This window comes from Sphingobacterium sp. UBA5639 (assembly GCF_002421245.1).
In the GTDB taxonomy this organism is placed as follows: Bacteria; Bacteroidota; Bacteroidia; order Sphingobacteriales; family Sphingobacteriaceae; genus Sphingobacterium; species Sphingobacterium multivorum.
Map to the genome: position 1 here is coordinate 418290 of NZ_DIJR01000002.1, position 12809 is coordinate 431098.

At 39.7% G+C, this 12809-nt stretch carries 11 protein-coding genes and 1 pseudogene; 6 read left to right on the forward strand and 6 right to left on the reverse strand.

Annotation, left to right across the window (positions count from 1 at the left end):
- Nucleotides 1–35 precede the first annotated feature (35 nt).
- Both B4Z90_RS02690 and B4Z90_RS02695 read right to left on the reverse strand, forming a co-directional pair.
- The gene (locus tag B4Z90_RS02690; RefSeq protein ID WP_112376050.1) at nucleotides 36–518 is read right to left on the reverse strand and encodes a YdeI/OmpD-associated family protein; all 483 of its coding nucleotides are present in this window, start codon (nucleotides 516–518) and stop codon (nucleotides 36–38) included.
- A 19-nt stretch (nucleotides 519–537) separates the two neighbouring features.
- A pseudogene (locus B4Z90_RS02695) lies at nucleotides 538–1494 on the reverse strand (aldo/keto reductase).
- Between the two features lie 308 nt (nucleotides 1495–1802).
- Here B4Z90_RS02695 and B4Z90_RS02700 point away from each other — a divergent pair.
- The 3 genes from B4Z90_RS02700 to B4Z90_RS02710 all read left to right on the forward strand — a co-directional run bounded on the left by B4Z90_RS02700 (nucleotide 1803) and on the right by B4Z90_RS02710 (nucleotide 6205).
- Nucleotides 1803–2843 carry a sensor histidine kinase gene (locus B4Z90_RS02700; RefSeq protein WP_112376049.1) on the forward strand — a complete coding sequence of 347 codons (1041 nt, stop codon included), beginning with the start codon at nucleotides 1803–1805 and terminating at the stop codon, nucleotides 2841–2843.
- Nucleotides 2833–3522 carry a LytR/AlgR family response regulator transcription factor gene (locus B4Z90_RS02705; RefSeq protein WP_112376048.1) on the forward strand — a complete coding sequence of 230 codons (690 nt, stop codon included), beginning with the start codon at nucleotides 2833–2835 and terminating at the stop codon, nucleotides 3520–3522. The genes B4Z90_RS02700 and B4Z90_RS02705 overlap by 11 nt, the downstream gene beginning before the upstream one ends.
- A gap of 154 nt (nucleotides 3523–3676) precedes the next feature.
- Nucleotides 3677–6205 (forward strand): outer membrane beta-barrel family protein, encoded by a 2529-nt coding sequence (locus B4Z90_RS02710; protein ID WP_204991023.1) that lies wholly within the window; start codon nucleotides 3677–3679, stop codon nucleotides 6203–6205.
- A gap of 78 nt (nucleotides 6206–6283) precedes the next feature.
- Here B4Z90_RS02710 and B4Z90_RS02715 read toward each other — a convergent pair whose 3' ends face one another.
- From B4Z90_RS02715 to B4Z90_RS02725, 3 genes are all read right to left on the reverse strand, one after another.
- The gene (locus B4Z90_RS02715; RefSeq protein ID WP_112376046.1) at nucleotides 6284–6994 is read right to left on the reverse strand and encodes an HAD family hydrolase; all 711 of its coding nucleotides are present in this window, start codon (nucleotides 6992–6994) and stop codon (nucleotides 6284–6286) included.
- A gap of 99 nt (nucleotides 6995–7093) precedes the next feature.
- Nucleotides 7094–7543 carry a DoxX family protein gene (locus B4Z90_RS02720; protein ID WP_112376045.1) on the reverse strand — a complete coding sequence of 150 codons (450 nt, stop codon included), beginning with the start codon at nucleotides 7541–7543 and terminating at the stop codon, nucleotides 7094–7096.
- A 52-nt stretch (nucleotides 7544–7595) separates the two neighbouring features.
- Nucleotides 7596–8162, reverse strand: coding sequence for a Crp/Fnr family transcriptional regulator (locus B4Z90_RS02725; protein ID WP_070567992.1), 567 nt, complete (start codon nucleotides 8160–8162; stop codon nucleotides 7596–7598).
- A gap of 144 nt (nucleotides 8163–8306) precedes the next feature.
- Between B4Z90_RS02725 and B4Z90_RS02730 the strand changes: the two genes are divergently transcribed.
- Both B4Z90_RS02730 and B4Z90_RS02735 read left to right on the forward strand, forming a co-directional pair.
- Nucleotides 8307–9563 (forward strand): hypothetical protein, encoded by a 1257-nt coding sequence (locus B4Z90_RS02730; protein WP_112376044.1) that lies wholly within the window; start codon nucleotides 8307–8309, stop codon nucleotides 9561–9563.
- A 62-nt stretch (nucleotides 9564–9625) separates the two neighbouring features.
- Nucleotides 9626–10477, forward strand: a complete 852-nt coding sequence (locus B4Z90_RS02735) for a helix-turn-helix domain-containing protein (protein WP_112376043.1) — start codon at nucleotides 9626–9628, stop codon at nucleotides 10475–10477.
- 58 nt (nucleotides 10478–10535) lie between these two features.
- On the opposite strand, the gene B4Z90_RS02740 is transcribed toward B4Z90_RS02735, so the two are convergent.
- Nucleotides 10536–12122 (reverse strand): glycoside hydrolase family 16 protein, encoded by a 1587-nt coding sequence (locus B4Z90_RS02740; protein ID WP_286801341.1) that lies wholly within the window; start codon nucleotides 12120–12122, stop codon nucleotides 10536–10538.
- A 363-nt stretch (nucleotides 12123–12485) separates the two neighbouring features.
- Between B4Z90_RS02740 and B4Z90_RS02745 the strand changes: the two genes are divergently transcribed.
- Entirely contained in the window at nucleotides 12486–12758 is a 273-nt protein-coding gene (locus B4Z90_RS02745) for a nuclear transport factor 2 family protein (protein WP_286801342.1), read from the forward strand.
- Nucleotides 12759–12809: the final 51 nt, after the last annotated feature.

The window sequence follows — 12809 nt, forward strand, 5'->3', positions numbered from 1 at the left end:
TTACAGGACATACATGGAAGTACTGGTCTGAGTTCTTAGGGCTTTTCGCGCCCCACAAATCGATTTTTACCCAATAGAAAACCGATCGCCCTTTCGATGTTTTTTCTTCGACTATCCGCAGTTTTTAAGTTAGAAATATAACGGATAATTTCCTTTTGCTTTGATGGAGACAATCCATCAAACACCTTTAGTGCATCATTATTTAGCGCAAATGCTGCTTCGAGTTCTGGATGAGGCAAAATAGTCCGGTCTTCCGGATCAAAAGCGATTGTTATGGTTAAGGTCTCGCCGATTCGTTTCGGCGAGTTCGCCAATATAACCGTGTTAATGTACAGTCTCCACTCCCCCTTAAATCGCAGCAAGGTCTGAACATAATCTTTTTCATTAACTTTTCCCTTCACAGGAATATAACCTTTGTTCATTCCCGCATCCTTAAATAGGTTTTCCAGAATATCAGCAGGAACAAAAACAAAAGGATTGATACCGATAATTTCCAATTGTGCTTCAAAGGCAAACATGACATGATCAATTAGGTGATTAATTATACTTCAGAATAGCATCAATAAGTGCCAATTCATCCGCCGTAAAGTCTAGCCTGTCCAGGGCCTTGAGTGAATCAACCAGTTGCTCACTATTTCTCGCCCCTACCAAAACGGAGCTTACACGTTCATCTTTCAACAACCATGCAATTGCCATTTGAGCCAATGTTTGGCCTCTTTGTATCGCCAGATTATTCAACCGGTCTATCTTCTCCATCAATTCAGCAGTGATCATGTCACTTTTCAAAAAATGCTCTTTCGAAGCGCGCGAATCTGCCGGAATGCCACCTAAGTATTTATTGGTCAACAGTCCCTGTGCCAAAGGAGAGAAAGCGATCGCTCCGATTCCTTCTGCCTGCAGCACATCCAAAAGCCCCTCCTCAGGTGTCCGCACCAACATCGAATATTTCGGCTGATGAATAAGGCATGGTGTCCCCATTGCACGCAATAACGCAGCAGCTTTCTGAGCAAGATCAGGAGGATAATTGGACAAACCCACATAGCAGGCCTTTCCTTGATGAACAATATCTCGCAATGCGACCATCGTCTCTTCCAACGGTGTATTCGGATCCGGTCGATGATGGTAAAATATATCCACATAATCGAGCTTCATCCGTTTTAAGCTCTGGTGTAAGCTGGCCATCAAATATTTACGACTTCCCCAGTCACCATACGGACCCGGCCACATGGTATATCCCGCTTTAGTGGAAATTAAAAGTTCATCACGATAGCCCACAAAATCGCTACGCAATATATGTCAAAAGTTCTCTTCTGCACTTCCCGGAGGCGGACCATAATTATTGGCAAGGTCAAAATGGGTAATCCCGTGATCAAAAGCGGTCACCAAAGTTTTGCGGAACACCGCTTGAATATCGGTTTCACCAAAATTTTGCCAAAGCCCCAATGAAATGGCTGGCAAGAGAATGCCACTCTTCCCACAGCGTCTGTAGGGCATATGCTGATATCGGTTTGGATTGAACGTCACGTTACAAAGTTTATACCTGCAAAATACAAAACTATTTCCAACAGTCCAGCCTATTTCCCGTTTTCGTGTTCTTTCCTGAACCTCTTTTTAACATCATTTCATTTAATAGCTGCTCATGTTTATAACACCATATCGATTGACAACAGACCATGATAACCATCGGAGAACAGCTTTGATGAATAATTGTTTTTACCTATAAACGTATTTATATTGCATATAAAAAGCAATTTATCTAAGTTTGGTCTTATCCAAAAGTAAGGGGATTAATTAGATATAACATGATTGGCAGATTCTTCAGAAAATTCTATTTACATATTGTCATCTGGACCATATTACTGCTTTTGCCCTTTATTACGTACCTCTACCAGCCGGATAAAATCGCGGATTTCAAGCCTTATTCGGCATTATCGCATTTAGTAAATATTGTATTCCTGGCTACTCATTTTTACTTGCACTGCTACGTTGTTGCACCCACCTATTTTTTTGGTCGCAGAAAGATCTTTGTACTATTAATGGCACTTGGATTTGCCACCTATGTAGCACTGAACTACTGTATAGTCTATTTTAATCCAGATGGGGAGCTAGCTCATCTGACCAAGGAAAATATTCTTTTCGTACGATTGGTTATCGGCCCGGGTATTATCTACTCACTCTGTATGATTACCTCTTCGATGATCTTTCTCTACGATGAGCAAGCCCGACAAAAGGAGCTCAACAAACAGATTGCGCTTGAAAAAACAACGGCAGAACTAACGATGTTAAAACTTCAGATCAGCCCACATTTCCTATTCAATACGCTCAATAATATCCGTTGGCTCATTCGTAAACAATCATCAGATTCCGAAGACACTATTGTTAAGTTGTCCGAAATGCTACGCTACATACTTTACGAAGTAGACGGTCCCAAAGTCGAGCTTTTTAAAGAGATCGACCATATGCGCAATTTTATCGCCTTACAGACCCTTCGTCTTCCTATTCAAGGAAATGTAGCACTGGATATCGAAGACAGAGTCAAAAACAGAATGATCCCCCCATTACTCTTCATCCATTTTGTGGAAAATGCATTCAAGTATGGTGTGGATAGCAAAACTGAACCACAGATACAGTTTCAATTCCAGGATACTCCAGGTGGCATTATCTTTATATCCCGAAATAGCATTTTACAACATACGGAACCGCGTCCAAACGAAGGGATAGGACTGACCAATGTACGCAGACGATTACAATTATTGTATCCCAACCGACATGACCTCAGGATCGGAAAAACCGATGCTGGAGATTTCGAAGTGACTTTAAAACTGATGACCGATGAAGATTAAATGTATACTAATCGATGATGAACCCTTCGCGCTCAACATTTTAGAAGACGACTTATTGAATTTTGAGCAAATCGAAGTCGCCCGTAAATTTAATGCGACGGCCGAAGCTGAAGACTATTTAAAAGATCACGCTATCGATCTGATTTTTCTGGATATTGAAATGCCCGATCAATTGGGTACGCAGTTTATTCGCGAACTCACTCCGCGCCCCTTAGTTATCTTCACCACGGCCTATCACCAATATGCTGTTGAAGGTTTCGAGCTAAATGCCGTAGATTATCTGCTTAAACCCATTTCAAAAGAACGACTCGCAGCCGCAGTCCGAAAAGTGGAAGAAAGTATGCTGCTCCCTGCAAAACAGCTACCCGAACAGGATCATATTATCGTCAATGTAGAATACAAAAAGACGAAAATTTTTCTCCATGAAATCAGCTACATCGAAGGCTTGAAAGACTATGTGAAAATATACCTGGTCGACCGTGAATCGCCACTTCTTACGCGCAGCAACCTCCGAGGGATGGAAAAAATATTACCTACAGTCGATTTTCTACGCATACATAATTCCTTTATTGTCAACAAAAATCGTATTGAACAGGTCGGTCAAAGCAAACTCACCTTACCCGAAACTGCCCTTCCTATCGGTAAAAAATATATTAAAAATATCGAACAGTTTATCTAATGCTACAGGTACAAATTGAATCGATACAATTATCCGTTCGTCTACACATTCGCCGCTTCGGTCTACAGATGATTGCATAGCTAAAAAATCCTTTTCAAATTTGCGTACTATCGAACAGCCTAATCCGCGTAGCCGATAGCATAGCAAAGAAAAAATGAAAAGATTTATAGCAATAGCACTAATGGCAACTGCGGTTGCTTCTGTACACGCTCAAGCCCCTGCAGGCGGTCGTCCTGCTTTCGCCATGTCCGAAGGCCAGCTCTCCGGCCAAATTGTGGACAACACCGGGAAACCGATCGCGCAAGCTTCCGTGAATTTATTGAAGGTCATCAAGGATCAAGCTACTGGTAAAGAAAGGGAAATTCTCGTAAAAAGTACCAGTTCTTCAGAAAATGGAAAATTCAATTTCGCAGCCATTTCACCAAAAGAAAAATGGAAGCTAAAAATTAGCTCTGTAGGCTATGCACCGATTGATCTAGCTGTAGACTATACCGATGGAAAAACAGCCAAAGATATCGGCGCGATCAAACTGGAAAATGACAACCGTAAGCTCGATGAAGTCACCGTGACTGGCCGTAAGGCATTACTCGAAATGGATATCGACAAAAAAGTCTTCAACGTAGAGAAAAATATCGTCGCGGCTGGCGGTACAGCAATCGATGTACTCCGCAATATGCCTTCTGTACAAGTAGATATCGACGGTAATGTAAAATTGAGAAATGCAGCGCCAACGATTTTTGTTGACGGAAAACCGACCACGCTTACACCGGATCAAATTCCGGCTGATGTCATTGATAAAATCGAGATCATCACAAATCCATCTGCCAAATACGACGCTTCTGGAAGTATGGCCGGTATCCTCAATATTATTCTGAAAAAAAATAAGAAAGCTGGATACAATGGTATGGTCACCTTAGGTGGCGACCGCTTTGGCGGGACCAACTTTATGGGTAGTTTAAATCTGCGTCAGAATAAATTCAACATCTCACTGACGGGAATGAATATGCGCATGCGGACCAACACCGAGGGCGACAGCCACCGTACCAGTACAATTAATGGCATAGAATCGACAGTAGATCAAGATATCGAGGGCAAAACAAAAGGTATGATTACCTTTGGCCGGCTTGGCGTAGATTACGACTTAAGTCCCAAAACAACGCTATCTGTCGCCGGAGTGTTGGTTCAGGGTAAATTTAAGCCTAATGAAAATTCAGCAATTTCCACCACTTCAGGGGGCAGTACTTCAATGAGCGATCGCATTTCCGAATCTGAAAGAAGCTTTAAACCACGTGGCCTGCAAGCTGGTCTCGTCCAAAAATTCAAAACTGAAGGCGAAGAATTGTCTGTCGATTTCAATTACTTTGGCGGTAATAACACCTCAAATGGTCTATATACGACCAATTATCGCAATGCCAGCGATGAGGTCAGCGGAACGCAGATCCAAAAAAACAACGGCTCCGGCAACAATAAATTTATGACTGTGCAGGCAGATTATGTCAAACCGTTCAAAAATGGCATGAAACTCGAGACCGGTGTGCGTGCCCAGATCAATAAACTCAAAAACCTCAACACGAATTCCTTAAAAGCAGTGGATAAGGAGGATTTTGAAAATATCACCGCAGCTTCAGCGAACTATAACAATAAAAACAGTGTCTATGCAGCTTATGCCTCACTTGGAGGAAATCTCAAAGACTGGGTATCCTATAAAGTTGGGTTGCGCGCAGAAAGCTCAACGTACGACGGCGAACTTTTGAATACAAATGAAAAGTTTCACAACAAGTATCCCCTTAGCTTATTTCCTTCTTTGTTCTTAAGCAAAAAGCTAACCGAGAAAGACCAAATACAGATGAGCGTAACCCGTCGTGTCAACCGTCCGAACTTCTTTCAGCTTATCCCTTTTGTTGACTACACCGACAGCTTAAATATTACACGTGGTAACCCCGATCTTGTACCAGAATTCACCACTTCGGGCGAACTTTCTTACAGTCGTACACATGGAAAAGGTACATTTTTGGCAACGGTATACTATAAATCTACAAACAACCTAATTACACGTTACCTGACACAGGAACTCAATCCGGTGACGAACAAAATGGACTTCATTAATACCTATATCAATGCCAATTCCAGCAAAAATTATGGGGCCGAATTCACGTATACCAATAATCTCAAAAAATGGTGGGATCTGACAGCAGACCTCAACTTCTACAATTCTAAAATTGAAGTTGATGAGAAAACACCATCGGAAGGTATGTGGACAGTATTTGGAAAATTGAACAATACATTCAACTTACAGAAAAACTGGAACCTACAGCTTGCTTTTGAATATCAAGGTAAAACAAATATGCCAGTTACACAGGGCCAGACATTCGGCCCACCAATGAACCAGGCACAAAGCTCTTCCCAAGGCTATATCAAACCATTCTATGGTATCGACTTTGCCATCAAGAAAAGCTTCTTGAAAAATCAGGCTGCCTCCGCAACATTAGCCATCAATGATATCTTCAGAACACGTGGCAATACCATTGTTTCATCGGGTGAAGGATTCTCTCAAACCTATTATCGACTTTCCAATCCGCAGTTGATCAAATTGAATCTTTCCTACCGTTTCGGAAAAATGGATATGAACATGTTTAAGAAAAACAAAAACCAGAATTCAATGGAAGGCATACAAATGCAATAGCATGTGGATCATATCGCAATCAAAAGCGGGTATTTCCTACAAGAAATACCCGCTTTTTTATTCAACAGTGTCAAAGAACTAGACAACTGTATTGGAGATATTCTTCTTTTCAAGTATTGGAACAATTTCCAGTAGATCATCAATCACATAATCGGGATTTGCGGATTTGAGTTGAACCACATTATGTGCACCGGTTGTGATACCGATACTTAAACCACAGCCTGCTTGCTGCCCCTCCTGTATATCGATAATAGAATCTCCAATCTTTACGACAACACCTGGATCAGCAATTTCAAATTTTTGCATCGCTAATTCAATCATATCTGGATAGGGTCTGTTTCGAGGCACATCAGACGCTGTAATTAATGCATCTACATCCTTTCCTACTTTCCAGTTAAGCTTTTCTAAAAGCGACTCCGCAGTTTTTCGGTCATATCCCGTATTCAACACACGTAAGATATCACGGTCTTTCAATATGGCAAAAAGCTCCTCAGCATTCGTATTTGGATAAATTTCTTCTACTTCATAAGCATGCTCCAGCTCCCCTAAAAACAACGTAAACATGCGTTGTGCCAATTCATCATCAACAAGATTCAGGCTATTTTTAAGTACTGTTTTGATCGCTTGTAACTTTTCCTTACCTGCGCCATGCGCCAATACTTCCGTTAATGTAAGTTCATAGCCTCCTACCGTATTTATTGCATTTCTAAGCGTCTTATACACAATATTATTTTCGTTCACTGTCGTACCTGCCATGTCAAATACGATCATCTTAATTGCTTCTTTCATTTGATTAAACCTAAAAGTTTAGTAAAAATAAAAAATTGTTAAATAACACTAAACAATCCCATATTAATTTAATGCTATATTTTAGTTAAGAAACTTGATTTAACGAATCGCAAAATAATAAGTCCAAGCGATAAGCAAGATTTGAAACGGAATACGAAACCACAAATAGTTTGGACTAGGTCCATCGAAAGTAGCCGTCTCATAATTTATATGCTTCAAGTTTGCCCGGATATTTGTGGGTAATACCAGTAGAAAGAAGACAATTAAAAGGATTCCCGTTATGCGGCTCATCTGCGGGACAAATAGCCCAATAGCAGCAAGGGCTTCCAACAGTCCGGTTGCATAGATCATTTCCTTTTTAAATGGAATAAATTCGGGCAGCATCAAGGTCATTCCCTCCGTATATAATAAATGCCCCAATGATGTAAACAGCAACATAACGGCTAGTGCTATTTTGCCAGAAAAAAAATAATCCACCGTGCCTTTCAACAACAGGGTACTAAAATTGGAGACAATAAAGACAACGATCAATACAAAAAATGGTTTCATCTTTTTTATAACAAAAATAGGTACCCTTCTTTTTGTTATCAATGAACATTTGTTAATAAATGCCTTTTCTGATTCGGCTCAATGATTGCGGTCTAATACCAATATAAGAAGCCAGATATTTTAAGGGAATATTGCGAATCAGCTCGGGCTGCTCACGCAACAAATTGATATACCTGGTTTTTGCCGAATCTTCGAGTAGCGTCAGTTCCCGTTTCATTTTTTTTAGAAAAATGTCCTCAACCGCTTTCCGACCAATTAGATTCCCAACCGTTGTTGTTTGATATACCGCATGGAGATCCTCAAACGATATCCGCCATAAAATACAATCCGTTATTGCCTCGAGATGATACGATGAAGGCTGTTGTGTCAAGAAGGAATCGTACCCACTTACAAAAGAGTTTTCAAAAGCGAATCCAAAAGTAAAATCATAGTCCAGTTTTGGGATATTGAAACGTACAATTCCTTTTTCAATAAAAGATAAATACTGTTCAGTTTTTCCGATTTCCAAAATCAGTGATTTTTTTGGAAACTCCATCTTAACAAGCTTAGCGGAAAATACTTCCCAGTCCGTATCATTCATGACAACGAGCGATTCGAAATATTCTCTGATCTTGTCCATGATCCTTATTTTTTAGGAGCAAGATAAAAACTTCTGTCCAAATATAGCGTAATGATTATTTACTATTTAATCGATTATTTATTTCAACAAACATACGGTCTATTTTACCAAAAAATATTAACTTAAATACTATAAACTTTAATCATGCTTATTCTTAACGAAAACGGTCCAGAACGTTGGCCTGCCTTTAGAAAATTAGGTTTTCGATTTTCTTTTATTTTCATTTTGTCGTTTATTCTTGTTTTCAACAACGGCACTTATCCATTATATGGCTATATCAGCTCTCCCCTCAATCATTTTATGCAAAAGTTGACTCCCTGGTTTGCAGAAAATATATTGGCCTATTCTTACGACCACAGCATCTTCATCAACGGAAGTGGGGATACCTCCTATGCCTGGATATCCTTATTGATCTTATTCCTACTAGCATTAGTCGGGGCAGCTTTATGGTCCATATTAGATCGAAAAAGAGCGAACTATAGGATCCTTTTTTACTGGTTAACCACAGCAATACGTTATTATGTTGCTTTTATGCTCATCAACTATGGTCTCATCAAAGTCTTCTATATGCAAATGCAGCCGCCGAGGTTAACACAACTCCTGCAGCCATTGGGCGAGTATTCCCCCATGGGCCTCGCATGGACTTATATCGGTTATTCTCAAGGCTACAATATACTCATCGGTTCAATTGAAATATTATCGGGCCTATTGCTTTTCAGAAAAATGATGGTTTTGGGTGCACTTATTACGGTTGCGACAAGTATCAATATTATGGCTGTTAATTATTTTTATGATGTTCCTGTCAAAATGGTCTCCACAGCACTCCTGCTATTTTCCATATTTCTACTGCTTCCCTACTTAAAAGCATTGTGCGAAATTTTTATTTCAGGAAAACCTGTACAGTTACTTCCTATTCAACAACCCCTATTCAATAAAAGCTGGAAAAGAAAAAGTTTGTTTATCATCAAATTGGCCGTGTTACTTCTCTTTATAGTGCAACAAGGCATGGGCATATTAAGTACAAAAAAAATGATCGCTGAGTACCTAACGAAGTCACCACTATATGGAATCTACCGTATTGATGAAGCGGGAACACCACGCAAAACAATCCCCGAAAATTGGCGACTTATTGTTTTCGAAATTGATAACAACAAGGTCTTAATACGCAACACAGACTATAGCCCGCAAAGAGAGAGCGTTATTATTGATGCTGCGGGGAAGAAAATTACCTTAAACAATTATCAATTTGATTATAAAATCAACCAAGATGGAAATATTCTTCTGACAAAAACCTTCGATGACCAGACAGCGCAAATTAAACTGATTAAACAAGACGTGCAAGCTTTCGAATTAAAGCAGCGCAAGTTCCATTGGGTACAGGAATATCCCTATAATCGTTAGATAAGAATCGCAAAATTGAATAAACAAATCGTGCATTTAACGCCTCTCAGACCAAAGTAACTATGTTTAATACTGCAAACATAACAACATGCGACGAACAGGTAGAGCATCTCGGTTTTTTATATCGAATGCGGAATATCAGAGTACACACCTGCCATATGCTCAAAAGCAAAGAGGTGCTGACCCTTATCTTAATACACTCGGGAGGAGGTATCCGTCAGATTGATCAGGGGCAACATAATATAATGGGTTACCAAATTCATTTAATGTTCCCTGGTCAGTCAAGTTCTTTCTATTTTTTCAAAGAAACCGCTGTTTATCATTTTAGAATTCCCTGGCAAAATTTTGAAAAATTATGTCATACGCTTTCAATCAACATAAAACTTCTTAAAGATTATCCGATACTTCAGATCGCAGCATATGAATTTGAGAGGCTTCGCTATGAATTCGATAAGATCCGTGAGGAACTCTCTCGCTATCAGCCACTATTATCACTCATTTTATCACGTTTGGGAACTAGCTTACTAGAGATTAACCGCTCCTTAACCAAACACATCGATAATTTAGCACCATATACTTATCCAGCCATCCTGAATCGCTTTCTTGAATTAATAGAACTTCATTATAAAAAAGAACACCATGTCGCTTATTACGCAAATTTATTGAATATAACTGCAACAACTCTTTGGATACAAACACAGCAATACATGGAGACTACCCCCCTCAAATTGATTCATAATCGTTTGTTAAAGGAAGCTATGCACCTGCTGCGTTTGGGGGCCAATCCAATCAAGACCACCCTGATTGAATTGGGTTTTGAGGACTCCGCTACGTTCTCTCATTTCTTCAAAAAACAGACAAATATGTCACCTTCAGCATATCAAAAGAAACATTTACCGCATAAAAAAACATAAAAATGGCTCCAACGTGATATACATGAAGCCAATATTTATTAAGAAAACTGCATTATAACTATCTTTTTTTCAATATGATATTATCCAAAAATGCGTTTTCCGTTCCTACATTGGTAAATCCGATCCGAACTATTTTTTTATTCGGATTGATCTCCTTGCCAGTGACAAAATTAACCGCCTGTTCTCCACCTCTCTTTCCTGAATCAGCTATTAAAGTCTTTAAAGTCGATAACTTTCCTGTTACGACAGCAACATCATCCACTTCCGCCTGAACTTTACCTCCTTTACTCCAATAGCCAAGCTTGAAGTCTTGTTGAGGATCCAAATAAACATATTGCTCTATTTTTTGACCCGGCGCAAGTACGACCGCTTTACTGCCTTTTTCTCCACGCCGTTCTTCGATGACCGCTGCTCCTTCCCAAGGTGCAAGACCAGATTTACCCTCAAAATCTGGGTTAGGCAATTCATTACCATCTTTTAAAGGCCAATTATACGCCCGAATATAATCGACCTCCATATTGACTCCGCGTTCAGATCCATAGGCTCCAAGAAATACGTTCAAAAAGTGGTTGGGTGAATAAATCTGATTTTTATTCTTATACTCCTTGATCAGGTCTCCATTGATATAATGTTTAATACTGGTAGGTGTCCACAATACTCCATGTGTTACCCATTGTCCGACATGTTCATACCCCTCCGCAATATGTGTAGCAAGATTACGTTGAAATACCCCTTTTTGATCGACATGCCCATGTACCACAAATTGAGCCGTAATATATTCGAAAACGTCGATTTCAAAAAGCTGTCCCTTTGGACGAATGCCTTTAATTCCGTCGACTTCGGATCCTTCTTGAAGATAATAACGAATATCTGGCCCAGGTGAATCAAACCAAAAAGCTGTATTTGTTCCCTTGGGACTACCTTGGCGGTTACGCCTTACCTTAACTTCAAAGTACCCACCTTTGCTGTTGTCCAGTAAATTTTCATTGGACTTCCAATCGTAGGTTTGGATGGATGAAATCTTTTGGTTGCCACCCTCCGTAAAAATCCGCTTGGGAATGGTATCATTGACATACAGATTGATCGCTGATCCATTTAACGTATAAGCCGGTTGTGGCAAACGATCATGCAACATTTCATCCTTGGATTTTTCATTCAGATAGTTCAGGGACGAGAAATAGTTGGTCGTCCATTTATTCCGATTAAGTAATTGATCGTTAAATTCATCCTGCCAATAGACTTCCATACCAATAGGAACAGCTCTTGAGCTTGGATTCTTTTGCTCCTCATCGAGTTCAGTATCATCCAGCTGCCACTTCTTGCTCGTATACACTTTTCCATTCGCCAAGGATTTTCCTGTAGCAGATTCTATCCAGATATAATAGGTCGTTTCAGGCTCCACCTGCTGAATATAATAACGTTTGGCACCTTCTGCTAATATCGCATTGGCTGTTTGCGGTTTCTTATTCGTTTTTGCCCAAAAGACTTTCGCTCCGGACATGCTCGGTTGATTATCCTTCGTGTCTACACGGATCCAACTCCGGGTACCCAATAGCTGTAATGGCACAGTTGACCTTGTCGTTTGGGCCGATAACCCTAGCACTGACATTACCTGAATACCCGCAAGAAATAGATATTTTTTCACAATTTTCTTATTTTATAAACGAACAAACTATAGTCAATCTGCTTACGAACAGACTATAACCTTACGATAATAACGAGAATTATCAGCATTGACAACTCTGATCAAAACGCAACCGTTTGTTCAATTTAGCGATTCCAACAAATTGTGGGTCAATAACGGTTTATCCATCCTTACGCCAGATAAGACAGTTAAATTATGTATATTGCTTTAAGCGGTTTGGTTTGACAATTCCGTCAGATACATCGATTAATTTTTAATACAATATGAATACACTAGATAATTTTAATCAGCCTGCAGATCTTACGCAACATTGGGTTGATCCCTGGAACCAACACGATCTGGATACAATTATGTGACACTATAGTGAAGACATTGACTTTCGCTCCCCCATTTATTCAGAAAATGGGTGTGAATACGGCGGGAAATATAAAGAACAAAGAAGAATTAAAAGCTTATTTTAAAAGCGCACTGGAAAAATATCCAGAACTTCATTTTGAGCTTTACCACATACTTACGGGCGTAAACTCCATGGTACTTTTCTATAAAAGCGTCAACGATTCGCTTTCCGCGGAATATATGGAATTAGATGTACATGGAAAAATATACAAAGTTTCAGCGCACTATAAGGGACTATAGTGAAAAATCTCCACAGGACGACGACTTGTAGAGATTTTTAGGTTAATTTAA

What these genes read in the sequence shown, in the direction of transcription:
- B4Z90_RS02700 (WP_112376049.1), top strand. Translation starts at nt 1,803, where the DNA reads ATGATTGGCAGATTCTTCAGAAAATTCTATTTACATATTGTCATCTGG.
- B4Z90_RS02725 (WP_070567992.1), bottom strand. Translation starts at nt 8,162, where the DNA reads ATGGACAAGATCAGAGAATATTTCGAATCGCTCGTTGTCATGAATGAT.
- B4Z90_RS02720 (WP_112376045.1), bottom strand. Translation starts at nt 7,543, where the DNA reads ATGAAACCATTTTTTGTATTGATCGTTGTCTTTATTGTCTCCAATTTT.
- B4Z90_RS02710 (WP_204991023.1), top strand. Translation starts at nt 3,677, where the DNA reads ATGAAAAGATTTATAGCAATAGCACTAATGGCAACTGCGGTTGCTTCT.
- B4Z90_RS02735 (WP_112376043.1), top strand. Translation starts at nt 9,626, where the DNA reads ATGTTTAATACTGCAAACATAACAACATGCGACGAACAGGTAGAGCAT.
- B4Z90_RS02715 (WP_112376046.1), bottom strand. Translation starts at nt 6,994, where the DNA reads ATGAAAGAAGCAATTAAGATGATCGTATTTGACATGGCAGGTACGACA.
- B4Z90_RS02730 (WP_112376044.1), top strand. Translation starts at nt 8,307, where the DNA reads ATGCTTATTCTTAACGAAAACGGTCCAGAACGTTGGCCTGCCTTTAGA.
- B4Z90_RS02690 (WP_112376050.1), bottom strand. Translation starts at nt 518, where the DNA reads ATGTTTGCCTTTGAAGCACAATTGGAAATTATCGGTATCAATCCTTTT.
- B4Z90_RS02705 (WP_112376048.1), top strand. Translation starts at nt 2,833, where the DNA reads ATGAAGATTAAATGTATACTAATCGATGATGAACCCTTCGCGCTCAAC.